At 46.8% G+C, this 23996-nt stretch carries 21 protein-coding genes; 1 reads left to right on the top strand and 20 read right to left on the bottom strand.

Annotated features, from left to right (window positions below; translation table 11 throughout):
• Positions 1–47 precede the first annotated feature (47 nt).
• The 13 genes from rpoS to rlmD form a co-directional block, all read right to left on the bottom strand.
• Positions 48–1031 carry an RNA polymerase sigma factor RpoS gene (gene rpoS / locus OH463_RS13045; RefSeq protein WP_005452115.1) on the bottom strand — a complete coding sequence of 328 codons (984 nt, stop codon included), beginning with the start codon at positions 1029–1031 and terminating at the stop codon, positions 48–50.
• 80 nt (positions 1032–1111) lie between these two features.
• Positions 1112–2035 carry a peptidoglycan DD-metalloendopeptidase family protein gene (locus OH463_RS13040; RefSeq protein ID WP_009698767.1) on the bottom strand — a complete coding sequence of 308 codons (924 nt, stop codon included), beginning with the start codon at positions 2033–2035 and terminating at the stop codon, positions 1112–1114.
• A gap of 14 nt (positions 2036–2049) precedes the next feature.
• Positions 2050–2676, bottom strand: coding sequence for a protein-L-isoaspartate(D-aspartate) O-methyltransferase (locus OH463_RS13035; protein WP_005452113.1), 627 nt, complete (start codon positions 2674–2676; stop codon positions 2050–2052).
• Positions 2676–3452 (bottom strand): 5'/3'-nucleotidase SurE, encoded by a 777-nt coding sequence (gene surE / locus OH463_RS13030; protein ID WP_009698768.1) that lies wholly within the window; start codon positions 3450–3452, stop codon positions 2676–2678. The genes OH463_RS13035 and surE overlap by 1 nt, the downstream gene beginning before the upstream one ends.
• Complete coding sequence (truD, locus tag OH463_RS13025; protein WP_269991438.1) at positions 3452–4495, bottom strand: tRNA pseudouridine(13) synthase TruD; 1044 nt, start codon at positions 4493–4495, stop codon at positions 3452–3454. The genes surE and truD overlap by 1 nt, the downstream gene beginning before the upstream one ends.
• A gap of 45 nt (positions 4496–4540) precedes the next feature.
• Positions 4541–5017 carry a 2-C-methyl-D-erythritol 2,4-cyclodiphosphate synthase gene (ispF, locus tag OH463_RS13020; RefSeq protein WP_269991436.1) on the bottom strand — a complete coding sequence of 159 codons (477 nt, stop codon included), beginning with the start codon at positions 5015–5017 and terminating at the stop codon, positions 4541–4543.
• Between the two features lie 14 nt (positions 5018–5031).
• On the bottom strand, positions 5032–5742 hold the full coding sequence (ispD, locus tag OH463_RS13015) for a 2-C-methyl-D-erythritol 4-phosphate cytidylyltransferase (RefSeq protein ID WP_033008767.1): 711 nt from the start codon (positions 5740–5742) through the stop codon (positions 5032–5034).
• Between the two features lies 1 nt (position 5743).
• On the bottom strand, positions 5744–6025 hold the full coding sequence (gene ftsB, locus OH463_RS13010) for a cell division protein FtsB (protein ID WP_005452106.1): 282 nt from the start codon (positions 6023–6025) through the stop codon (positions 5744–5746).
• 551 nt (positions 6026–6576) lie between these two features.
• Positions 6577–7878 (bottom strand): phosphopyruvate hydratase, encoded by a 1302-nt coding sequence (gene eno / locus OH463_RS13005; RefSeq protein WP_005425372.1) that lies wholly within the window; start codon positions 7876–7878, stop codon positions 6577–6579.
• Positions 7879–7955: 77 nt separating this feature from the next.
• On the bottom strand, positions 7956–9596 hold the full coding sequence (locus OH463_RS13000; RefSeq protein ID WP_005449808.1) for a CTP synthase: 1641 nt from the start codon (positions 9594–9596) through the stop codon (positions 7956–7958).
• 151 nt (positions 9597–9747) lie between these two features.
• The gene (gene mazG / locus OH463_RS12995; protein WP_009698772.1) at positions 9748–10545 is read right to left on the bottom strand and encodes a nucleoside triphosphate pyrophosphohydrolase; all 798 of its coding nucleotides are present in this window, start codon (positions 10543–10545) and stop codon (positions 9748–9750) included.
• Between the two features lie 223 nt (positions 10546–10768).
• Positions 10769–12988 carry a GTP diphosphokinase gene (gene relA / locus OH463_RS12990; protein WP_005449804.1) on the bottom strand — a complete coding sequence of 740 codons (2220 nt, stop codon included), beginning with the start codon at positions 12986–12988 and terminating at the stop codon, positions 10769–10771.
• Between the two features lie 127 nt (positions 12989–13115).
• Entirely contained in the window at positions 13116–14435 is a 1320-nt protein-coding gene (gene rlmD / locus OH463_RS12985) for a 23S rRNA (uracil(1939)-C(5))-methyltransferase RlmD (RefSeq protein ID WP_269991434.1), read from the bottom strand.
• A 192-nt stretch (positions 14436–14627) separates the two neighbouring features.
• Between rlmD and barA the strand changes: the two genes are divergently transcribed.
• On the top strand, positions 14628–17426 hold the full coding sequence (gene barA, locus OH463_RS12980; RefSeq protein WP_005449799.1) for a two-component sensor histidine kinase BarA: 2799 nt from the start codon (positions 14628–14630) through the stop codon (positions 17424–17426).
• Between the two features lie 90 nt (positions 17427–17516).
• Here barA and acpS read toward each other — a convergent pair whose 3' ends face one another.
• From acpS to lepA, 7 genes are all read right to left on the bottom strand, one after another.
• Positions 17517–17897, bottom strand: coding sequence for a holo-ACP synthase (acpS, locus tag OH463_RS12975; protein ID WP_110415665.1), 381 nt, complete (start codon positions 17895–17897; stop codon positions 17517–17519).
• A 12-nt stretch (positions 17898–17909) separates the two neighbouring features.
• Positions 17910–18641 carry a pyridoxine 5'-phosphate synthase gene (gene pdxJ, locus OH463_RS12970; RefSeq protein ID WP_005426507.1) on the bottom strand — a complete coding sequence of 244 codons (732 nt, stop codon included), beginning with the start codon at positions 18639–18641 and terminating at the stop codon, positions 17910–17912.
• On the bottom strand, positions 18638–19369 hold the full coding sequence (recO, locus tag OH463_RS12965; RefSeq protein WP_005426504.1) for a DNA repair protein RecO: 732 nt from the start codon (positions 19367–19369) through the stop codon (positions 18638–18640). Before recO ends, pdxJ begins: the two co-directional genes overlap by 4 nt.
• Before the next feature lie 128 nt (positions 19370–19497).
• On the bottom strand, positions 19498–20460 hold the full coding sequence (gene era, locus OH463_RS12960) for a GTPase Era (protein ID WP_005449795.1): 963 nt from the start codon (positions 20458–20460) through the stop codon (positions 19498–19500).
• Positions 20453–21130, bottom strand: a complete 678-nt coding sequence (gene rnc, locus OH463_RS12955; RefSeq protein ID WP_005449793.1) for a ribonuclease III — start codon at positions 21128–21130, stop codon at positions 20453–20455. The genes era and rnc overlap by 8 nt, the downstream gene beginning before the upstream one ends.
• Positions 21131–21150: 20 nt before the next feature.
• Positions 21151–22050 carry a signal peptidase I gene (gene lepB, locus OH463_RS12950; protein WP_005449792.1) on the bottom strand — a complete coding sequence of 300 codons (900 nt, stop codon included), beginning with the start codon at positions 22048–22050 and terminating at the stop codon, positions 21151–21153.
• A 104-nt stretch (positions 22051–22154) separates the two neighbouring features.
• Positions 22155–23948: a translation elongation factor 4 gene (gene lepA, locus OH463_RS12945; protein WP_005449790.1), complete on the bottom strand. Its 1794-nt coding sequence runs from the start codon at positions 23946–23948 to the stop codon at positions 22155–22157.
• Positions 23949–23996 lie beyond the last annotated feature (48 nt).

Raw genomic sequence — 23996 nt, 5'->3', positions numbered from 1 at the left:
CCATAGCCTTTTGTTTATTCTGATCTAGCCTCTATCGCTGCCTACGTTTAGTCGTCTTCTACGTTGAACAAGTTTTCCATGTTCAGACCTTGTTTAATCAAGATCTCGCGTAGTCGACGTAAGCCTTCCACTTGGATCTGGCGAACACGTTCGCGTGTTAAACCAATTTCACGTCCCACTTCTTCAAGCGTTGATGGCTCATAACCAAGCAGACCAAAACGACGTGCCAGCACTTCTTTCTGTTTTGGATTCAGCTCTTCTAGCCAATGGATCAATGAAGATTTGATGTCATCGTCTTGAGTGGAAACTTCAGGATCCGAGTTGTTTGCATCAGGAATAATATCCAGTAACGCTTTCTCGCCGTCACCACCGATTGGTGTATCGACAGAGCTAATACGCTCGTTAAGGCGAAGCATTTTGCTTACGTCTTCTACTGGGATATCTAACTGTGCAGCAATCTCTTCTGCTGTTGGTTCATGGTCGAGCTTCTGAGAAAGTTCACGCGCTGTACGCAGATAAATGTTCAGCTCTTTAACCACATGAATTGGCAGACGGATTGTACGAGTTTGGTTCATCAACGCACGTTCGATCGTTTGGCGAATCCACCACGTCGCGTAAGTTGAGAAACGGAAGCCTCGTTCTGGATCAAACTTCTCGACCGCACGGATCAAACCTAGGTTACCTTCTTCAATAAGATCAAGAAGCGCAAGACCACGATTGCTGTATCGGCGAGAGATCTTCACTACAAGACGCAAGTTACTTTCGATCATGCGTTTGCGAGCGGCTTCATCGCCACGCAGTGCACGTCGTGCATAAAGTACTTCTTCTTCTGCAGTAAGTAGAGGTGAGAAACCAATTTCACCTAGGTAAAGCTGAGTCGCGTCTAGGCTCTTGCTGCTCGCATCAAACTCTTCGCGTGCTGCTGTTTTGGTTCCGTTAGATGGTTTTTCAAGTCCGTTAGAAATGCCTTCCGATTGTGCATTATCATATTCGAACTCTTCAACTTTGGTTACTGTGTTGCTGATACTCATAACGCCTCCCCCTGGCGAGTTAGCAAGACATGACAACTCAATATGTCGCTAAATGATGTCGCAAGTTGTTATTCAAAGTTCTACGGTAAATAGCGCTTTGGATTCACTGATTTACCTTGATAGCGAATTTCAAAGTGAAGTTTGACGGATTTAGAACCAGAACTACCCATGGTCGCTATTTTTTGTCCGCTCTTAACACTTTGTCCTTCTGAGACCAGCAATCTGTCATTGTGTGCGTATGCGCTTAAATAATTGTCGTTATGCTTCACTATAATTAGGTTGCCATAACCTCGTAGCGCATTACCTGAGTACACGACTGTGCCGGCTGCGGTTGAAACGATTGGCTGACCACGCTGTCCTGCGATGTCTATGCCTTTATTTCCTTGTTCTCCCGCTGAGAAGTTCTTGATTACTCTCCCTTTTGTTGGCCATAACCACTTCGATACTTTATCGTTTTTCGCGGTAGTTACTGGCGGTTTCGGTTTAACATTCTGATTACCTTTTGACCCAACATACTCCTTTGGTTTGGATTGTTCAACCTTCTTTGGAGGCTGTTTTTGTGCAACTTGAGTCTTAGTCGGTTTAGGTTTTTGAGTAGAGCTTTTACTTGAATTTGACGGCTTTGACGCTGTTGATGTTTTAGTCACTGGAACAGGTTTCGCCGCAACTACAGGAGCAACAACGGGTTCCACTTTATGACCATATTTAGGCGCAACATATTTCGGAGCCCAAAGTTTTAACTTCTGCCCCGGGAAAATCGTGTAAGGCGCAGACAATTCATTGTAACGAACAAGATCATTTACATCCTTATCTGTGACGTAGGCAATAAAATAAAGGGTGTCACCTTTCTTTACTTCGTAATAACTCCCTCTATAACTACCACGCTCAACCGTCGAGTAATCTTTATTTAGGCTTGAAACAGGTGCAGGTGAATGAGCCGCGCAACCAACCAGTCCCGCAGCCAATAAACAGCTAATACCAAAACGACGTAATAACTTCTTCACCTAGTCTTTAACCCTTAAGCTAAATCACCTGCAACTAATGGCACAAATCTTACCATTTCTACCACGGTCGACAGATATTGTTCACCCTGACGTTCAATTTTTAATAGTTGTTGTTCATCTTCACCAACAGGAATGATCATCTTACCGCCCTCTTTCAGCTGGGATAGAAGTGCTTGGGGAACACTTTCCGCTGCCGCAGTGACAATAATCGCATCGAATGGACCTTTCGCTTCCCATCCAAGCCAACCATCTCCATGTTTGGTAGAGACGTTATAAATATCCAGTTGTTTCAGACGACGCTTAGCATCCCATTGCAAAGACTTAATGCGTTCAACGGAATAGACATGATCGACAATTTGCGCAAGCACTGCAGTTTGGTAACCCGAGCCCGTGCCGATTTCTAAAACATTACTGTCCGATTTTAGATCAAGCAGCTCTGTCATTTTTGCAACGATATAGGGCTGAGAAATAGTTTGTCCCTGACCAATCGGCAGCGCATTGTTGTCGTACGCTTGGTGCATCATTGCTTGTGAGACAAAGCTCTCACGCGGTAGTCGATAAATCGCATCCAACACACGTTGATCACTGATGCCACTGGAGATAAGAAACGCTATCAACCTGTCAGCATGTGGGTTACTCATTAACTCTCTTCCTTTAACCAACTGTCCATTGCGCGCAGCGACTCATGAGCGGTGAGATCGACTTGCAGCGGCGTGATTGAAACAAAACCATGTTCAATGGCGTAAAAGTCCGTACCGATGCCAGCATCTTGCTCTTTACCCGGAGGACCAAGCCAATAAATATCATGTCCGCGTGGATCTTTCTGCTTAATCATATTCTCAGCGTGATGACGCGCACCCAAGCGAGTCACTTCTATCTCACCAAGTTCTTCAAACGGAAGATCAGGGACGTTTACATTCAATAGACGGTTGGTTGGAATTGGGCGAATCAGATGCTGCTCAACCAACTGGCGAGCAATTTTAGCAGCAGATTCAAAATGTTGTTTACCGACTAGAGAGAAAGCAATCGCCTGCACGCCAAGGAAGTGTCCTTCCATAGCAGCAGCCACCGTGCCGGAGTACAAAACGTCATCACCTAGATTTGCGCCATGATTGATGCCTGACAGCACAAGGTCTGGCAAATCATCTTTCATCAACTCATTCAGCGCAAAGTGTACACAGTCTGTTGGCGTACCTTGCACAGAGAATGTCTTTGGCGCAATCTCGGTGACACGCAGCGGTTGCTCCAGCGTCAATGAGTTAGATGCACCAGAGCGGTTTCTGTCTGGTGCGACAATCGTTACTTCGGCAATGCTTCTCAGCTCATCAGCAAGCGCATGAATTCCTTGAGCATGAACACCATCATCATTGCTGAGCAGTATTCTTAATGGCTTCGCGTTGTGTGAATCCATTTCCATTAATATTCTCTTTCTACCTTTTCTTCGATGACCAGCTCACGCACGATTGAGGTCGCAAATGAACCCGCATCCAGCGAGAATGTCATCGTGATGTTATTACCATCGACCGTCCAAGCTAGGTCTTGTGGCTTGAGTGCGATATCGCGGCGGTCGTGACGCATACGGTTACCGCGAATCAGTGCCATCAAATCTGGTTCTTCATCTAAGAACGGTTGTTCTAAGGTTAGCGCATCCGCTTGAGTTGGTAGTGCGTTATCGCCCGCCATTGCCGCGGTGATCGCCACTTCGCCTTGAGCAAATTGTGCTTGTAACTCGGCGATGTTGCTTGCATCAACTAACTGAGTGCCAGAAGCTGTCTGCGCAACATCACCGTCGATGAACTTGTCAAATACACCATTCTCTAGGCGAGCTGAAACAATGCGGTTGAAGATCCACGAACGAGCCGCTGACAGATACATGCTGCGTTTGTTTTGATTGCGGGTACGAACGTTCTCGCGTCCCCATCGACGTGCTTCTTCAAGGTTGTTGCCATCGTTACCAAAACGCTGACTACCAAAGTAGTTTGGCACACCCACTTGTTTCACTTTTTCAAGACGTTGTTCAACATCCGCTATATCTGTCACTTCAGACAAAGTAACCACGAACTCGTTCCCTACTAAGTCACCAGGGCGCAGTTTTTTATTGTGACGATCAATTGCTAGGATCTCGATGCTCGGGTATTGCGCCAAAAATGCTGAAAAATCTGGCGTTTCACCTTTTGGTAAATGCACACTTAGCCACTGTTCAGTCACAGCATGACGGTCTTTAAGACCCGCCCAGCTAACGTCTTTCGACTTAACACCACAGGCTTTTGCTAGTTCGTTAGCAACGAAACTGGTGTTCTCACCTGTTTTACGGATACGAACCATTAAATGCTCGCCTTCACCCGTAAAGGCAAAACCTAAATCTTCGCGAACCTGAAAGTGCTCTGGCTGCGCTTTGATTTTTGCAGATGCAACTGGCTTACCTGTTAGGTAAGCCAATGAAGATAAAATGTCTGACATGATGTATTTCCGCTGATATCACAGCTTAGAGGAGCAAATTGCTAATTATTGCTTAAACAGAAGTACAACTGCTTCCGTTGCAATGCCTTCTTTGCGTCCAGTAAAACCAAGACGTTCTGTCGTCGTTGCTTTTACGTTAATGTTGCCAATGTCGGTTTCAAGGTCTTCGGCAATAGCAGCACACATTGCGTCAATGTGCGGCGCCATCTTCGGCGCTTGTGCCATGATAGTGACATCGGCATTACCAAGACGGTAGCCTTGCTCTTTGACTCGGCGATAAACGTCTTTCAGTAGTTCACGACTGTCTGCACCTTTCCATTTTTCGTCCGTATCAGGGAAGTGACGACCAATATCGCCTGCAGCAATAGCGCCAAGCAGGGCATCCGTTAACGCATGCAGCGCTACATCACCATCAGAGTGTGCAATCAAACCTTGTTCGTAAGGGATCGCTACGCCACCAATGATTACCGGACCTTCACCACCGAATTTATGTACGTCGAAACCATGACCAATTCGAATCATTTTTTATCCTTTCTTTAATCGCCGCGCTCACGGCTGAGATAAAACTCGGCTAACGCAAGATCTTCTGGCTGAGTAATTTTAATATTATTCGCATTCCCCTGAACCAAAGCCGGCTTCTCGCCCAACCATTCCAAAGCCGAAGCTTCATCAGTAATGGTTGCACCTTGTTCCAATGCGTCAGCCAGCGCTTGGGTAAGCTGCTGAGTTTTAAACATTTGTGGAGTTAATGCATGCCACAATGCTTCTCTATCTACCGTATGATCGATATCTTGTGCTGCGTTTGCTCGCTTCATTGTGTCTCTCACTGGAGATGCGAGGATGCCACCAGTTGGGTGTGCGCTACAAACGTCGATCAAATGGTCAATATCGGATGTTAATACACACGGTCTTGCAGCGTCGTGGACTAATACCCACTCGCTTTCCAGATGTGTACTTACATAGTTTAGCCCTGATAACACAGAGTCTGCCCTTTCTTTACCACCAGCCACGCGAATCACATCAGGGTGCTGAGCAATGGAGAGTTCAGGGTAGTATGGGTCGCCGTCGGTAATAGCCACGACAACCTTAGAAATTTTTGGGTGAGAAAGCAGTTTCTCTACGGTATGTTCCAGTACCGCTTTGCCGTCAATCAACAGGTATTGTTTTGGGCGATCTGCCTTCATGCGACTGCCAACACCTGCGGCTGGCACAATAGCAATATGGGTTGGAGTGTTAGTATCCAACATATTAATGCTCTTCCTCATCGACAATTCGGTAGAAGGTTTCGCCATCTTTAACCAAACCAAGTTCATGACGTGCACGTTCTTCGATTGCATCAAGACCTTGTCGTAAGTCATCAATCTCAGCGAACATCTCGTTATTACGAGCTTGCAGCTTGCTGTTTACTTGCTGCTGCACTTCAATTTCATCTTCTACTGTGTAGTAGTCAGACACCCCGTTTTTGCCAAACCAGAGGGTATATTGAAGCCAGCCAAACAGTAACGTAAGGGCTATAACAAAGATTCGCATATCGTTGCTAACATTCTGTACCGGAAGGGATTAGATAAGGTGACATATATAGCATAAATGCGTGGTTGGCTCTAGGGTAGAAAAAGAGACTCACACGCTCCTTACAGGAAAAAAGCAGCAAAATGAAACAAAGAGATTCCCTACTCTCTCCTTCGTCGTTCTAGGGAATGACAAATCAACGTAAGCGAAAGACATCCAAAAGCAAAGCCTGTTCTCATGTATCCAAGTGAAGTGCTCTCGAAGAGCCAAGTCCGCTCCTACCTTTCGAAGAGAAGCGCTCCCGAAGGGCGAAGCCCGTTCCTGCCTCTCGAAGCATAGCGTTCTCATATGTTAGATACAAAAACGCCCCGCAAGTGCGAGGTGTTTTCAAAAGCTTTAAGTTAAGCCGTTAACTCAGTTAAGAATTAAGCCTGGCCTTTAACTTCTTTGAGACCGCTTCCTTGAAACATGGAGGAGCGCGCTCACTTAGAGCTTCCGTCATATAAAAAAACGCCCCGCAAGTGCGAGGCGTTTTCAAAAGCTTTAAGTTAAGCTGTTAATTCAGTTAAGAATTAAGCTTGACCTTTAACTTCTTTAAGACCGTTGAAAGGAGCGCGCTCACCTAGAGCTTCCTCGATACGGATTAGTTGGTTGTACTTAGCAACACGGTCAGAACGGCTCATAGAACCAGTTTTGATTTGACCTGCAGCTGTACCTACCGCTAGGTCAGCGATAGTTGCATCTTCAGTTTCGCCAGAACGGTGAGAGATTACTGCTGTGTAACCTGCGTCTTTAGCCATCTTGATTGCAGCTAGAGTCTCAGTTAGAGAACCGATTTGGTTGAACTTGATAAGGATAGAGTTAGCTACGCCTTTCTCGATACCTTCAGCAAGGATCTTAGTGTTAGTAACGAATAGGTCGTCACCTACTAGTTGAAGCTTGTCACCTAGTAGTTCTGTTTGGTGCTTGAAGCCAGCCCAATCAGACTCGTCTAGACCGTCTTCGATAGAAACGATTGGGAATTGGTTAGCTAGCTCAGCTAGGTAGTGGTTGAACTCTTCAGAAGTGAAAGTTTTACCTTCGCCTTTCATGTTGTAGATGCCAGCTTCTTTGTCGAAGAACTCAGATGCTGCACAGTCCATAGCTAGAGTAACGTCTTTACCTAGTTCGTAACCAGCAGCTGCAACAGCTTCTGCGATAACTTCTAGAGCTTCAGCGTTAGACTTAAGGTTTGGAGCGAAACCACCTTCGTCACCAACTGCAGTGCTGTAGCCTTTAGACTTAAGAACTTTAGCTAGGTTGTGGAATACTTCAGCACCGATACGTAGACCTTCTTTAAGAGTCTTAGCACCAACTGGTTGGATCATGAACTCTTGGATGTCAACGTTGTTGTCTGCGTGCTCACCACCGTTGATGATGTTCATCATTGGTAGAGGCATAGAGAACTGACCAGCTGTGCCGTTTAGCTCAGCGATGTGCTCGTATAGAGGCATGCCTTTAGCCGCTGCAGCAGCTTTAGCGTTTGCTAGAGAAACAGCTAGGATAGCGTTCGCACCGAACTTAGATTTGTTTTCAGTGCCGTCTAGTTCGATCATTACTGCGTCGATTGCAGCTTGGTCTTTAGCGTCTTTGCCAACTAGAGCTTCAGCGATTGCGCCGTTTACAGCTTCAACAGCTTTAAGAACACCTTTACCTAGGAAACGTGCTTTGTCACCGTCACGTAGCTCAAGAGCTTCGCGAGAACCAGTAGATGCGCCAGATGGAGCTGCCGCCATACCTACGAAACCGCCTTCTAGGTGTACTTCAGCTTCTACAGTTGGGTTACCACGTGAGTCGATGATTTCACGACCTAGAACTTTAACGATCTTAGACATTAATGTTTCCTCTCGTTCAAATATAAATGTCAATTTTAAAGGGCAGCAGCACAACCTTCGCCGCCGCCCGTATCCTTTTACTTCTCGAATTCGCCGCGAGCGTTTTGACCAGCAGCTTTAACGAAACCTGCGAATAGTGGGTGACCATCGCGAGGAGTCGAGGTGAATTCTGGGTGGAATTGAGCCGCTACAAACCATGGGTGAGCTGGGTTCTCAATCATTTCCACTAGTTTCTTGTCCGCTGATAGACCAGATACTTTCAGACCTGCTTTTTCGATTTGCGGACGAAGAACGTTGTTTACTTCGTAACGGTGACGGTGACGTTCGTGAACTGTCGCGCTACCGTATAGTTCACGAGCTTTCGTCCCTTTCTCTAGGTGACATAGCTGTGAACCAAGACGCATCGTACCACCTAGGTCAGACGTTTCAGTACGTTCTTCAACTTTACCTTCGCCGTCTACCCATTCAGTGATCAAACCTACCACAGGGTACTTAGTGTCTTTGTTAAATTCTGTTGAATGTGCACCTTCCATACCCGCTACGTTGCGCGCGTATTCGATCAGTGCTACTTGCATGCCTAGACAGATACCTAGGTAAGGTACTTTGTTTTCACGAGCGTATTGTGCTGCGCGAATCTTACCTTCGATACCACGGTCACCGAAGCCGCCAGGTACTAGGATTGCATCTAGACCTTCAAGTACTTCTACGCCTTTCGTCTCAACATCTTGAGAGTCTACGTATTTAATTGTGACGTTTAGACGGTTTTTCAAGCCTGCGTGTTTAAGTGCTTCGTTTACTGACTTGTAAGCATCTGGTAGTTCGATGTATTTACCGACCATACCGATAGTTACTTCGCCAGTTGGGTTCGCTTCTTCATAGATAACCTGTTCCCATTCAGACAGGTCAGCTTCTGGTGCGTTGATACCAAAGCGAGCACAAACTAGGTCATCTAGACCTTGAGACTTAACAAGTTGAGGGATCTTGTAGATTGAATCTACGTCCTTCATTGAGATTACCGCTTTCTCAGGAACGTTACAGAATAGCGCAATTTTCTTACGCTCGTTCGCTGGGATCATACGATCAGAGCGGCAAACAAGAATATCTGGTTGGATACCGATAGATAGCAGCTCTTTAACAGAGTGCTGAGTTGGCTTAGTTTTCACTTCACCTGCAGCTGCTAGGTAAGGAACTAGCGTTAGGTGCATGAACATTGCACGTTCACGACCTAGTTCTACAGCAAGCTGACGGATAGCTTCCATAAATGGTAGTGATTCGATATCACCTACCGTACCACCGACTTCAACGATAGCAACATCATGACCTTCAGAACCTGCGATTACGCGGTCTTTGATAGCGTTAGTGATGTGAGGGATAACCTGAATGGTTGCACCTAGGTAATCGCCGCGACGTTCTTTACGTAGTACGTCTGCATAAACACGACCAGCAGTGAAGTTGTTACGCTTAGTCATCTTGGTGCGGATGAAACGCTCGTAGTGACCAAGGTCAAGGTCAGTCTCTGCGCCATCTTCCGTAACAAACACTTCACCGTGTTGAGTTGGGCTCATTGTGCCTGGATCAACGTTGATGTAAGGGTCAAGCTTCATCATAGTCACTTTAAGACCACGAGCTTCTAGAATAGCTGCAAGAGATGCTGCTGCAATACCTTTACCTAGAGAGGATACAACCCCGCCAGTAACAAAAATGTAATTTGTCGTCATGTTTAACCTGAAATTGGTTGAATGAGGGAAATGGAGTGCTTCTGGACGGGACGTAAATATACCAGAAGCTCCTAACCGCCACAACGTGAAATCTATCACACCGTAATTTTTTATTTTTTGCTTCAAATCAAAGTCGAGTATTCATGCAATTTCAGCTTCGCTCTTCTCGTTTCACTTCATCCCACATGGAATCGAGTTCATCTAGAGTAAAGTCTGCCAGCTGTTTACCGTGCGCTGCAACTTTAGTTTCCACGCCTTTAAAGCGTTTCGAGAACTTTAAGTTGGCTTTTGCCAGTGCCACTTCAGGGTCTTTCCCTAGGTGACGAGATAGGTTCACGGTAGCAAATAAAAGATCGCCTAATTCGAGTTCAACTTTCTCCTCATCCGGAGTAATTTGAAGCACTTCTTCCATTACCTCTTCAATTTCTTCCTGTACTTTTCCGACAACGGGACCAAGCGAGTCCCAATCAAAGCCGAATTTTGCGCACTTTTTCTGGATCTTTGTAGCACGCGAAAGCGCAGGTAGAGAGTTTGGTATTGAGTCTAGGATACTTTCTTCAGCTTTGCCTAATTGTGCTTTCTCTTTGGCTTTTTCCGCTTCCCAGTTGGCGTTAATCGCTTCTTCAGAATCGAATTCTACTTCTGAAAAAACATGCGGGTGACGACGCGTCAGCTTCTCGTTAACGGTTTCCACCACATCAGAAAACTCGAACAATCCCTGCTCTTTCGCCATTTGGCTGTAGAAAATCACTTGGAACAATAAGTCCCCCAACTCTTCTTGCAAGTTCGACCAATCGCGGTTTTGAATCGCATCCACCACTTCGTAGGTTTCTTCAATAGTGTGAGGAACAATGGTGTCGAAGGTCTGCTTTAAGTCCCAAGGGCAACCGCTTTCTGGGTCACGCAACTTCGCCATGATTTGTTCTAACTGTTCAATTGGATGACTCATTTTCTGTTCCTTTAAACCTTTCTATCTAAAGAAAAAGGTGAGCAGCCAAAACCACTCACCTTTAATTTGTTTTCTAACTGTTTTTACTAAGTAGTTGGTTCTTCTGGCAAGGCAGCAAACTTATGAGACCCATGAGCATAGCTTGTCTATGAGATGGGTCTGGGCCGGCATTCCGGATATAAGTGCAGCTAACGCCGCTAGAAAGCCAAATACGACGTAAAAATTAGCCTAAGCGTTTCACCGACATAACATCCTTGATCTGCTCAACACGTTTCGAAACGCGTGAGAACACCTCAAGGTTGGTCACTTCAAGGTCAAAGTCCATGATCGACATTTGCGTGCGGTAATCGACGCGACTCTTCATGCTGGTGACTTTGATTTTCTCGTTCGCAAATAGCGTTGTGATGTCTTTTAGTAGACCACCACGCTCCATCGCTTCAACACGAACCGTCAAGATGTAAGAGCCGACAAAGCCGCTCCCCCAGACGGTATCAATGATACGTTCTGGTGCGTGATGACGAAGTTCTTCTAGTTGCTCACAGTCACTACGGTGCACCGAAATACCACGACCTTGAGTGATGTAACCTGAGATCTCATCACCTGGGATCGGCTGACAACAGCGCGCTAGGTGTGTCATTAAGTTATCGACACCTTCTACCACAACCGCATCTTTCTTCGGACGGCTTTGCGCTGGCGCGCGATTTTCTGCTTCTTGCAGTTTTTCCAGCGCTTGCTGGTCTTCCTCTTCCGCGGTTGGCTTGTTCACTAACGCGTTGATGTGGTTGATGATCTGGTTAATGCGCAAGTCACCACTACCAATACCAACATACAATTCATCGGCGCTATTAACGTTAAAGCGTTTTAGTGCGTAGTGATCTGCGTCTTTCAGTGTCGCGCCGATTTTCGCCAATTCGTGCTCTAGGATTTCACGACCCGCTTCTAGGTTCTTCTCACGACTTTGTTTGCGGAACCATGCGTTGATTTTCGCACGTGCTCGGCTCGACGTCACAAAGCCCAGAGTCGGGTTCAACCAGTCACGTGAAGGGTTTGGTTCTTTCTGGGTGATGATTTCAACCTGATCACCCATTTGCAGTTTATGGGTGAACGGTACAATACGACCCGCAACTTTAGCGCCGATACAACGGTGACCCACTTCGGAGTGAATGTGGTAAGCGAAATCGAGCGGTGTTGCGCCCATTGGTAGGTCGACAACATCGCCACGTGGGGTAAAGGCATACACGCGGTCATCAAATACCTGACTACGTAGCTCGTCCAACATCTCGCCAGAGTCAGACATCTCTTCTTGCCAATCGAGTAGCTTACGTAGCCATGTTATCTTCTCATCGTAACCGCTGCGGCTGCTTGCACCTTCTTTGTATTTCCAGTGCGCAGCAACACCTAGCTCAGAATCTTCGTGCATCTCTTTAGTACGAATCTGGATCTCAATGGTCTTGCCTTCAGGACCAAGAATCACGGTATGGATAGACTGGTAGCCGTTTGGTTTCGGGTTCGCTACGTAATCGTCGAACTCGCTTGGTAGGTGTTTGTATTTGGTGTGAACCACACCTAGAGCGGCATAACAGTCTTGAAGTTTGTCAGCGATGATACGTACTGCTCGTACGTCAAATAATTCATCAAACGCCAGACTCTTCTTCTGCATTTTGCGCCAGATACTGTAGATGTGCTTTGGACGACCACTGACTTCTGCGTTGATGCCGCATACGGTCATTTCTTGGGTAAGGTCGTCGACAAAGTCTTTGATGTATTGTTCACGGACAATACGACGCTCAGCCAATTGCTTCGCGATTTGCTTGTAGGTTTCTGGTTGTTGGTAGCGGAAGGCGTAATCTTCGATTTCCCACTTCAACTGACCAATACCAAGGCGGTTTGCCAGAGGCGCATAGATGTTTGCACACTCTTTTGCCGCAGCACGACGAACTTCGTCCGGCGCTTTTTTTACTTCAATCAGGTTGCAGATACGTTCCGCCAGCTTGATGACCACGCAGCGGAAATCATCCACCATTGCCAACAGCATGCGACGAACGTTATCTACTTGAGACGAGGCAGCACCACCATCCATTGTTACATTTAGTTGACCAATTGCCGCCATTTCGTCGACACCATCGATCAGCTTAATGATTTCTTTGCTGTATTTTTCCTCAAGGAGCTCTCTATCAAAAGCACCACTTGAGACCAAAGGGAACAGTTGCGCCGCGACAAGTGTCGCTTTGTCCATCGACAAGGTGATCAAGATTTCGATCATCTCTCGTCCACGCCACAACAAAAGCTCCGCCTGTTCGTTATCCGCCAACACAGATTGGCAGTCACGATACACTTCGGTTAAGCGTTTCGCTGTGTTCTTCTCTTGACCTAGGCTAGCCACCCAGTTTTCAAGTTCAAACTGTTCATCTTGGTTTAAATGCGCGCTTCTTACCGCAACCATCTCATCATCCTAATTATTATATTTGTGTGGTTTGACTAACACCATCCAGGTTAGTTCTTTCGCCAAGCTTTAAGCGTTGGCTTATTGACCACCCACCACGTGTAAGTGATCAACAAAGTCCCAATTATCAGGACTTTTCAAACAGTGCCATCGATTCTAGATGGCTGGTATGAGGGAACATGTCCAGCATACCTAATTTGGTCAATTGGTAGCCTTGCTCCAGCAAGCTCTGGCTATCCCTTGCAAGGGTAGCAGGATTACACGAAACATAAACTACACGCTGTGCGCCAAGCGCAGAAACTTGATCGATGATCCCACTCGCGCCCGCACGTGCCGGATCAAGCAGCACTTTGTCGAATTGTTCAGCCGCCCAAACTTGCCCTTCAAAATCCTGCTCAAGGTTAGCGTGATAAAATTGCGCGTTATTGATTTGGTTCAAAGATGCATTATTTGCCGCCTTTTCCACCATTTCTGCCACGCCTTCTACGCCAAACACGTGTTTTGCACGTTTCGCAATAGGCAAACTGAAGTTACCCAGGCCACAGAACAAATCTAACACTCGTTCATCACTTTGTGGGTCTAACCACTCTACTGCCTGAGCGACCATTTTCTGGTTTACCGCTTGGTTCACTTGAATAAAGTTATTTGGCGTAAATGGCACGGTGACACCCGCTTCTTGATAGAAAGGCACTTCACCTTCAATCAAATCAAGCTGATCCGTTTCTGGCATTAAGTAGAGCGATGCATTGTGACGCTTCGCCAATTCCACCAACGAATTGGTCTCTTTTTCGGTCAACTTGCTTAGATGGCGCAATGTAATGCATGGACCATTATCGCCTAGCACCAACTCTACGTGACCAAGTTGCTCTGGCTTCTTAAACGCTTTTAACGTCGAGTAGATTTCTGGCAATAGCACATTCAACTCAGGCGCGAGCACTGGGCAGTCTGTCACTTGCGCGATTTGCTTACTCTGTTTCTTACGGAAACCAAAGTGCAACTGACGAGTCTTTTTATCCACGAACAAGCTCACACGAGCACGGCGACGGTAGCCAAGAGATTCACCCAACACAGGCGCATCCAACTCGATATCACTGCCGGCAAATTTTCTCATCAACTGACGAAGCGTTTGCTGCTTGTGCGTCAATTGTTGGTCATAGTTCAGATGCTGCAGATCACAGCCACCACACTCATGGTAATGGGGACAAAATGGCTCCACGCGAGCTTCACTCGGTTTAAGGATTTTAATCAACTTACCGCGAGCGAACTTGCTCTTTTCTTCCACCAATTGGGTTACCACTTCCTCACCCGGCAGCGCACCATCAATAAATAATGGCTTCTTCTTAAGGTAAGCAATGCCTGCGCCGTGGTGATCCAAACGCTCCACTTGTACCGCTTGGTGGCGGGTATTCAGTTGCGTTTTCTTTTTAGGTTGAAAGATACGTGCCATGCTCTGTGCCTGATTTGTGTCTAATTGCTCTACTGCTTCACTATTCTTGCTTGCAGCCGTTGTGTGATTCGAGTGACTTGATTATGCTTACCGTTTATCCGGTGACGTCACTTTTTTGCTCAAGGCTTTATCGTGCGCTTGAGAAATAATGCGTTATTTTCCCATATCCAGACTCCGATGTAATTAGATAACATGACCAGATATGGCTTAAGAGCACGTGTAATTACACTAACTCTCGCTCCCACTCTTATTATTGGTTTATTACTGAGCGGCTTTTTCTCATTCAACCGCTACCAAGACCTAGAGAAACAAGTTATCACCACAGGTAATAGCATTATCGAACCGCTTGCGATTGCCAGTGAAACTCACCTGCTTTCCGAAAGCCGCGAGGCCGTTCGTCGCCTTATCAGTTATGCCCACCGCAAAAACTCGAAACTGGTTCGTAGTATCGCGGTGTTCGATGAAAATCATGAGCTTTTTGTCACTTCTAACTTCCATCCCAATTTTGAAGCTCTGATGTTCCCGAAGGATAAGCCGATCCCGCAGTTAGGGGACTCAGAAATCTTCGATAACTCGCTTATTCTGCGCGTGCCGATTCTATCTGAAGGTCACTATCTTTCGGAGCTCTCAAATGAGAATCAGGGCACAAAAGCCATCGGCTACATCGCCGTAGAAATGGATCTTTCGTCACTTCGCTTGCAGCAATATCAAGAAGTCTTCTCTGCCTTCTTGGTGTTGATCCTTGGTCTTGGTCTCGCGAGTGTGTTCGCCTCTCGCCTCATGCATGATGTAACCCAGCCGATCACCCACATGAAGAACGTTGTGGACCGCATTCGTCGTGGTCACCTTGATGTGCGTATCGAAGGCAAAATGCACGGTGAGTTGGACCAACTGAAAAACGGTATCAACGCCATGGCGGTCTCGCTGTCGGAATACCACGTTGAGATGCAGCACAGTATAGACCAAGCGACATCAGACTTGCGTGAGACTCTGGAACAGCTAGAGATTCAGAACGTGGAGTTAGACATCGCGAAGAAGCGTGCCCAAGAAGCAGCACGCGTGAAGTCCGAATTCTTGGCGAACATGTCTCACGAACTTCGTACTCCGCTGAATGGCGTGATTGGCTTTACCCGTCAAATGCTGAAAACACAGCTCTCGAACAGCCAAACGGATTACTTGCAGACAATTGAGAAGTCAGCGAACAACCTACTGAACATCATCAACGACATCCTCGACTTCTCGAAACTAGAAGCCGGTAAGCTAGCACTGGAAAACATTCCGTTTGAATTCCGAGAAAGCTTAGAAGAAGTAATCAACCTACAAGCCACCAGCGCGCACGAGAAAGGTTTGGAAATCACCTTGAAAGTGGATCCGAAGATCCCGCAAGGCTTGGTGGGTGACCCACTTCGTATCCAACAAATCCTCACCAACTTAGTCGGCAACTCCATCAAGTTTACTGAGCGCGGTAACATCGACATCAGCGTTGAGATGCGCTCACAATCTGGTGATTCGGTCGAACTGCAATTCATGGTGCGCGATACTGGTATTGGTATCTCTGAGCGTCAGCAAGCGCAGTTGTTCCAAGCGTTTAGCCAAGCAGATGCGAGTATTTCACGTCGCTATGGTGGTACCGGTCTGGGTCTGGTTATCACTCAGAAACTGGTAAGCCAGATGGGCGGCGAAATAAGTCTAACCAGCCGCCTACACCAAGGTTCAACCTTCTGGTTTACGGTTCGCTTGCACTCAACTGAAATGCCAATGAGCGATCTGATTGAAGTCGAACTACTAACTGGTAAGCAATTGCTGTTGGTTGAACCGAACATGCAAGCGGCGTCAGTGACACAGCAGATCCTGAGCCAAGAAGGCATTCTGGTGACCTACCGCTCTTCACTGCCAGAGAACGACGAGAACTACGATTACGTCTTGTTGAACTTGGCTGCCAACCAAACCTACGATGATCAATCGGTAGCGGCTTGGATTGAACAAGCCAAACGCATGGCGCCGAGTGTGATCATGGGTACGCCAAGTACCGAACTAGCACTGGCAGATCAAGTGATGAACGACCATCAGATCCAATGTCTGACCAAGCCACTATCGCGTCGTAAGCTTCTACAAAGTCTGATCACAGATCATGTCGAAACGCCTCAAGCGGTAATTGCTCCAATTGAGCCTGTAGTGAATGAACGCTTACCACTGACGGTACTTGCGGTCGACGATAACCCAGCTAACTTGAAACTGATCTCTGCGCTATTGAAAGAGCGTGTAGAAACGGTAACAGCGTGCAGCAATGGTCAGCAAGCGGTGAATCTTGCGACTGAGAAGAAATACGATCTGATCTTCATGGACATTCAAATGCCATTGATGGACGGCGTGACGGCTTGTCAGCATATTAAAGAGCTAGAGCTGAACAAAGACACCCCAGTGATTGCGGTGACCGCGCATGCCATGGCGGGCGAGCGTGACCGACTATTAGCAGCGGGGATGGATGACTACCTAACCAAACCAATCGAAGAGCATGTACTGCAACAGGTTTTGGTCCACTGGAACCCAAATACCTGTACTGAGAGTGTCGATAAAATTGCGCCATCCTATGTCGAACCAGTTGTGGAAACTGCGCCATCAGCGCCAGAAAAGCCACAGCAAGATGTCATCATCGACTGGCAAGCGGCATTGAAACAAAGTGCCAACAAGGAAGACTTAGCCAAAGACATGCTGCGCATGCTGATTGATTTTATTCCTGAGGTAGAAGAAGTGGTCGATCAAGCATTAGAACAAGAAGACTTCTCGCGTGATGACCTTATCCATGTGGTACATAAACTTCACGGCAGCAGCTCTTACTGTGGCGTGCCGAGATTAAAGTCTCTGTGTGCAACCTTGGAACAAGCACTGCGCTCGGGCGCTGACATCGAAGACATCGAACCGGAAATGTTCGAACTGCAAGATGAGATGATTAAAGTCACCACGACAGCGAAACTCTATCTTGAACAGTAGAAAATAACGTATTAAATCAGAGACATAAAAAAGCCAGAGCATCAACTCTGGCTTTTTCGTATTCGGTTATTAATCCGTAATCAGGCTAAGTTAGGATTCAAAAATCACCGTCGCGACCGCGTAATGACGTTCATCCGAAATCGACAGATGAACATGATTGACGCCCATCGACTCGGCGATTTGCTTCGCCACACCGGATAAGGTCAATATCGGTTTACCGAACTCATCATTCGAAACTGTAAAATCATGGAAGGTCACGCCTTTTGCGATGCCTGTACCTAGCGCTTTTGAGGCAGCCTCTTTTACTGCGAAACGCTTCGCAAGGTAGCGCCCTTTTTGCTTCAATTCAGTAAACTTTACCATTTCATCTTGCGACAAAATGCGCTTTGCGAAGGGTTCACCCGTTCGACCGAGCGCTTTTTCAATGCGCTCAATCTCTGCGATGTCAGTACCTAATCCTAAAATTGCCATGCTTAAATCTGGTTATTTACGAGCCGCAACCATGATGGCTTTCATTTCTGCCACAGATTTTTCTAAACCATCGAAAACCGCACGACCAATGATCGAGTGACCGATGTTAAGCTCGTAGATTTCTGGCAGTGCCGCGATTGGTGCAACGTTGTGGTAAGTCAGACCGTGACCTGCGTTTACGATGATACCTAGGTCATCAGCGTAGCTTGCGCCTGCTGCAATCTTCTTCAGTTCATCTTGCTGATCTTCTTCTGTTGTCGCATCTGCGTAGTGACCTGTGTGAAGCTCAATGTAAGGTGCGCCACAAGCTTTTGCCGCATCGATCTGTTGACGGTCAGCATCGATGAATAGAGAGACTTTAATGCCCGCTTCAGTTAGCTTTTGCGTTGCCGCTTTCACTTTCTCAAGTTGACCGACAACATCCAGACCACCTTCTGTTGTCAACTCTTCACGTTTTTCAGGAACCAGACAAACGAACTCAGGCTTAGTTTGTAGCGCAATCTCAACCATCTCGTCCGTTACTGCCATTTCAAGGTTCATACGAGTTTGAATGGTTTCACGTAGGATGCGAACGTCACGATCTAGAATGTGGCGACGGTCTTCACGTAGGTGGATGGTAATACCGTCAGCACCTGCACGCTCTGCGATCTCAGCAGCATGAACTGGATCTGGGTATTTAGTACCACGTGCATTACGTAGAGTGGCAATATGGTCGATATTAACGCCTAAGTAGATTGAGCTCATTTTCCGTTACTCCGTGCTCGATATGTCTGAATGAATAATTCGCGACTTTTTAAAGGTTTGCCGCCAAGATACGGCTTTAATGCCATACGTGTAAAGCGTTTCGCCGCTTTTAATTGCTCTTTAGTGACGAATCGCCGTTCGCTAATCGCAATCAATTCATTACCTAAAAATGTCAGGTTGTCGCGCCTTACTGAAGCTATGAATCCCTTTTGCTCACGATAACGGTAAGTCATCTCAGGATCGACTGGCTCACCTGTCCCGGCACAATGTAAGAAATCGACGCCATAGCCCATTGAAGACAGCAGGGCCAATTCAAAACGACGCAACCCCGGTTCAGGGTTATCACTCTGAGCCAATTCCGTTAGTGCATGCAGGTAATCATGAAATAGCGCAGGCATCGGCACTTCCGCCATTAACACGCGTCCGACTAATTCATTTACGTACATCGCGGAATAAAGGTTTATCCCGAACAACGGCAAGCCTAAACTGATTGGCTCAGCCTGACGTAAGGTTTTCATCGAACCTTTGCCGGACCATTTCAGCAATAGTGGCGTGAAAGGCTGTAATGCCCCTTTCAGATTGGAGCGTTTGCTGCGCGCACCTTTCGCCATCAACGTGATACGACCATACTCCTCGCTGAATACATCAAGGATTAAGCTCGATTCACTGTAAGGGCGTCGGTGCAATACAAAGCAGCGCTGGAAGCCTTCTGAAGACTGGTTGCTCATTTCAATCAGTGTGCCTAAGTCGGTAATAAAAAATAAGGAGCCAAGTGGCTCCTTATTTTAATCGATATTATATTTTAGTCGATGTTGGAACGAAGTGTCTTCGTTACCAAACTTACAAGCAACCAAACTTATAGGTCGTCGATGTAACCTAGTGAGCGCAGTGCACGTTCGTCGTCTGCCCAACCAGATTTCACTTTTACCCAAGTCTCTAGGTAAACCTTACGACCGAACAGCTCTTCCATATCTAGACGTGCTTCACGACCAATTGTCTTGATCTTCTCGCCGCCTTTACCAATCACCATTTTCTTCTGACCATTACGTTCAACAAGAATCAGGGCGTTGATATGGAAACCGTCCGTTTCTGGGTTGTAATCGAAGCGCTCAATCTCAACCGTTACTGAATATGGCAGCTCTTCACCAGTAAAACGCATCAGCTTTTCACGCACGATTTCAGACGCCATGAAACGTTGAGAGCGGTCTGTTACGTATTCTTCTGGGAAGTGGTGCGTTGCTTCTGGCAAGTGATCGCGAACATGCTTGCGCAGTACGTCGATGTTCTTACCTTGCTTTGCAGAGATAGGCACAACGTCAACGAAGTCCATCTTCTTAGACATGTCGGCCATGTGCATCATCACTTCGTTACGATCTTGCACGTTGTCTACCTTGTTCACACAAAGCACAACAGGGAAGTTCGACTTTTGAAGCTTAGTCAGCACCATCTCATCGTCTTTGGTCCAATGCGTACCGTCGACCAAGAAGAATACTAGGTTCACATCACTTAGAGATGAGTTTGCCGCACGGTTCATCAAACGGTTGATGGCACGTTTTTCTTCAATATGAAGTCCCGGTGTATCTACGTAGATCGCTTGGTAATCGCCATCTGTATCCACGCCCATGATGCGGTGACGCGTCGTTTGCGGTTTACGAGACGTGATCGAAATCTTCTGACCCAAGATTTTGTTCAGAAGTGTCGATTTGCCTACGTTTGGACGACCAACAATCGCAATGAAGCCACAGTGTTGGTTCTCTGGTGAACTTACTTCACCGTGTGATGCGAAAAACGCATCGATGTCGAATTCGTTATCAGCCATTCGTTAATTGCTCAAGTGCCGTTTCTGCAGCCGCTTGTTCTGCCTTGCGGCGGCTGGTGCCTTTACCAATTACAGGCTTATCCACACCTGCTACGTCACACTCAACCGTGAACTCTTGGTTGTGCGCTTCACCTTTAATATTAGTCACTGTGTAGACAGGCAGCGGTTTTCTTCTGCCTTGCAGGAACTCTTGTAGGCGAGTTTTTGGATCTTTTTGTGATACACCAGGCTTAATCGCCTCAAGACGCGAGTTGTACCAGCTCAGTACGATACCGCGAACTTGTTCAATATCACTATCAAGGTAAATCGCACCAATAATGGCTTCTACCGCATCGGCTAGAATAGAGTCTCGGCGGAATCCGCCACTCTTCAATTCACCTGGACCTAATTTTAAATAATCTCCTAGATCGAATTCACGACCCAGTTCCGCCAATGTGTGCCCACGAACCAAGGTCGCGCGCATACGGCTCATGTCACCTTCGTTCACTTTCGGGAAACGATGGTACAGATCATCAGCGATGACAAAACTTAAAATTGAATCGCCCAGAAACTCAAGACGTTCATTGTGCTTACTATTGGCGCTGCGGTGAGTCAGCGCCAAGTTGATAAGCCCAGCATCCTTAAATTGGTAGCCGAGCTTTCTCTCTAGTTTCTCAATTGGAGAATTCATACTCTCTCGATATGTAATGGTTAGTGAATGCCACCGACGCGGTTAAAACGCACACCAGTTGGAATCCATGAAGGTAGAACACTATCTGCGCCACGATCAAACTCGAAGCTGATCCAGATCGCAACAGCTTTACCGACTAAGTTTGCTTCTGGAACAAAGCCCCAGTAACGGCTGTCTGCACTGTTGTCACGGTTATCACCCATAACGAAGTACTGACCTTGTGGTACAACCCACTCGTTAACACCTGGACGTGGTTGGTAGTTCTGCACGCGGTCACGAGTTAATGGGTTCACCAAAATTTGGTGCTCAACTTCACCCAGTTTTTCATTCATCTGAATCAGAGGAATACCGTTTTGGATGAATTGACTTTCTTCAACATTGTTCAGCTTAACTGGCTTACAAGATGACTCACCTTTCGATTGAATACATACCTGCTTATCCGCAGAGTAACGAACGGTATCACCAGGCAAACCTACCACACGTTTAATGTAGTCAACGTTTGGCTGTGGTGGGTACTTGAATACCACGATGTCGCCACGCTCAGGCTTGCCAGTTTCCACTAGCTGCGTGCGCCATACCGGATCTTTCAATCCGTACGCGTATTTCTCCACCAAAATGAAGTCACCTACTAGTAGGGTTGGCATCATTGAGCCTGAAGGGATTTGGAACGGTTCATAGATAAAAGAACGTAATACCAATACGAATGCAATCACTGGGAAGATAGAAACGCTGTTCTCTACCCACCACGGTTGGCTTTCTACTTTTTGTAGCGTCACCGCATCCAGACCATTGGTTGTTTGCGCTTGGATCTCCGCTACTTTCGCTTGACGTTTTTTCGCAAACACCAGCTTTTCTAGTAGCCAAACTACGCCAGTTACCAAAGTCACGATAACTAGAATCAGTGAGAATGTATTCGCCATTAAATTCCCTTATCTAAAAATACGAAAGTGAAAGAGCCGAAACCCTTTCACTTATTTTACTATCTAACGTCTTATGACAGACAAGAGCACGAGATAGTTCAACTCTAGTCTTTACCAACGTGAAGAATTGCTAGGAACGCTTCTTGAGGCAGCTCTACGTTACCGATCTGCTTCATACGTTTCTTACCTTCTTTCTGTTTCTTCAGAAGTTTCTTCTTACGACTCACGTCACCACCGTAACATTTCGCGATTACGTTCTTACGTAGCTGTTTCACTGTAGAACGTGCGATGATGTGGTTACCGATAGCCGCTTGGATCGCGATGTCGAACATCTGACGAGGAATGAACTCTTTCATTTTCTCAACAAGCTGACGACCACGAGTCTGAGACTGATCTTTATGCGTAATCAGCGCTAGCGCATCCACTTTGTCGCCGTTCAGTAGTACGTCTACACGTACCATGTTCGATGCTTCAAAGCGTTGGAAGTTGTAATCCAGAGACGCGTAGCCACGTGATGTCGACTTCAAACGGTCGAAGAAGTCCAGTACCACTTCTGCCATTGGGATGTCGTAAGTGATCGCAACTTGGTTACCGTGGTAAACCATGTCCACCTGAACGCCACGCTTCTCAACACATAGTGTGATTACGTTACCTAGGTAGTCCGCTGGTACTAGGATGTTACAGCGCGCGATAGGCTCACGGATCTCTTCGATGTCGTTAACCGCTGGCAGTTTTGCAGGGCTATCAACGTACAGAGTCTCACCGTTAGTTTGTTCTACTTCGTAAACTACCGTTGGTGCCGTTGTAATTAGGTCAAGATCGTATTCACGCTCTAGACGCTCTTGGATGATTTCCATGTGCAGCATGCCTAGGAAACCACAACGGAAACCAAAGCCTAGTGCTGCTGAGTTTTCTGGCTCGTAGAATAGCGATGCATCGTTTAGGCTAAGTTTACCTAGTGCGTCACGGAAGTTTTCGTAATCATCAGAAGATACTGGGAACAGACCCGCGTATACCTGAGGTTTTACTTTCTTAAAGCCTGGAAGTGGCTTCTCGCTGCCGTTTTTCGCTAGCGTCAGCGTATCACCTACTGGTGCGCCTAGGATGTCTTTGATACCACAAACTACCCAGCCTACTTCGCCAGTACGCAGAACATCAGTGTCCACTTGCTTAGGCGTGAAGATACCTAGACGATCCACACCCCAAGTTTGACCTGTGCTCATTACTTTAATCTTGTCGTTTTTCTTCAGTGAACCGTTTTTAATACGAACCAAAGAAACAACGCCAAGGTAGTTATCGAACCATGAGTCGATGATCAGCGCTTGAAGTGGCGCGTCTGGATCACCTTCTGGTGCTGGAATTGCTGATACGATGTTTTCTAGAACGTCGTCAACACCTAGACCTGTCTTCGCAGAACAGCGGGTTGCTTCCATTGCATCGATACCAACGATCTCTTCAATTTCTTCCGCTACACGCTCGGGATCGGCAGCTGGTAGGTCAATCTTGTTCAGGATTGGCACAACCTCTAGATCCATTTCGATTGCGGTGTAACAGTTAGCTAGGGTTTGAGCCTCTACACCCTGACCTGCGTCAACCACCAGTAGCGCGCCTTCACAAGCAGCTAGAGAACGTGATACTTCGTACGCAAAGTCAACGTGTCCCGGAGTATCGATGAAGTTCAACTGGTACGTTTCGCCGTCTTTAGCGGTGTAGTTCAGCGTCACACTCTGAGATTTGATGGTGATACCACGCTCACGTTCAAGATCCATAGAATCCAGAACCTGTGCGGCCATTTCACGATCGCTTAATCCACCACAAACTTGGATTAGACGGTCAGATAGGGTCGACTTACCATGGTCGATGTGGGCGATAATCGAAAAGTTACGAATGTGCTTCATAGATTTAGGGTGACTAACTCTTTACAAATAGGGACAGTAAGAAAGCCG

The organism is Vibrio sp. NFR (genome assembly GCF_027587095.1).
Classification (GTDB): Bacteria; Pseudomonadota; Gammaproteobacteria; order Enterobacterales; family Vibrionaceae; genus Vibrio; species Vibrio harveyi.
The sequence above is the reverse complement of the archived record's forward strand: the minus strand, read 5'-3'. Positions and strand labels throughout refer to the sequence as shown.

What these genes read in the sequence shown, in the direction of transcription:
- rpoS (WP_005452115.1), bottom strand. Translation starts at nt 1,031, where the DNA reads ATGAGTATCAGCAACACAGTAACCAAAGTTGAAGAGTTCGAATATGAT.
- OH463_RS13035 (WP_005452113.1), bottom strand. Translation starts at nt 2,676, where the DNA reads ATGAGTAACCCACATGCTGACAGGTTGATAGCGTTTCTTATCTCCAGT.
- surE (WP_009698768.1), bottom strand. Translation starts at nt 3,452, where the DNA reads ATGGAAATGGATTCACACAACGCGAAGCCATTAAGAATACTGCTCAGC.
- truD (WP_269991438.1), bottom strand. Translation starts at nt 4,495, where the DNA reads ATGTCAGACATTTTATCTTCATTGGCTTACCTAACAGGTAAGCCAGTT.
- ispF (WP_269991436.1), bottom strand. Translation starts at nt 5,017, where the DNA reads ATGATTCGAATTGGTCATGGTTTCGACGTACATAAATTCGGTGGTGAA.
- ispD (WP_033008767.1), bottom strand. Translation starts at nt 5,742, where the DNA reads ATGTTGGATACTAACACTCCAACCCATATTGCTATTGTGCCAGCCGCA.
- ftsB (WP_005452106.1), bottom strand. Translation starts at nt 6,025, where the DNA reads ATGCGAATCTTTGTTATAGCCCTTACGTTACTGTTTGGCTGGCTTCAA.
- eno (WP_005425372.1), bottom strand. Translation starts at nt 7,878, where the DNA reads ATGTCTAAGATCGTTAAAGTTCTAGGTCGTGAAATCATCGACTCACGT.
- OH463_RS13000 (WP_005449808.1), bottom strand. Translation starts at nt 9,596, where the DNA reads ATGACGACAAATTACATTTTTGTTACTGGCGGGGTTGTATCCTCTCTA.
- mazG (WP_009698772.1), bottom strand. Translation starts at nt 10,545, where the DNA reads ATGAGTCATCCAATTGAACAGTTAGAACAAATCATGGCGAAGTTGCGT.
- relA (WP_005449804.1), bottom strand. Translation starts at nt 12,988, where the DNA reads ATGGTTGCGGTAAGAAGCGCGCATTTAAACCAAGATGAACAGTTTGAA.
- rlmD (WP_269991434.1), bottom strand. Translation starts at nt 14,435, where the DNA reads ATGGCACGTATCTTTCAACCTAAAAAGAAAACGCAACTGAATACCCGC.
- barA (WP_005449799.1), top strand. Translation starts at nt 14,628, where the DNA reads ATGACCAGATATGGCTTAAGAGCACGTGTAATTACACTAACTCTCGCT.
- acpS (WP_110415665.1), bottom strand. Translation starts at nt 17,897, where the DNA reads ATGGCAATTTTAGGATTAGGTACTGACATCGCAGAGATTGAGCGCATT.
- pdxJ (WP_005426507.1), bottom strand. Translation starts at nt 18,641, where the DNA reads ATGAGCTCAATCTACTTAGGCGTTAATATCGACCATATTGCCACTCTA.
- recO (WP_005426504.1), bottom strand. Translation starts at nt 19,369, where the DNA reads ATGAGCAACCAGTCTTCAGAAGGCTTCCAGCGCTGCTTTGTATTGCAC.
- era (WP_005449795.1), bottom strand. Translation starts at nt 20,460, where the DNA reads ATGGCTGATAACGAATTCGACATCGATGCGTTTTTCGCATCACACGGT.
- rnc (WP_005449793.1), bottom strand. Translation starts at nt 21,130, where the DNA reads ATGAATTCTCCAATTGAGAAACTAGAGAGAAAGCTCGGCTACCAATTT.
- lepB (WP_005449792.1), bottom strand. Translation starts at nt 22,050, where the DNA reads ATGGCGAATACATTCTCACTGATTCTAGTTATCGTGACTTTGGTAACT.
- lepA (WP_005449790.1), bottom strand. Translation starts at nt 23,948, where the DNA reads ATGAAGCACATTCGTAACTTTTCGATTATCGCCCACATCGACCATGGT.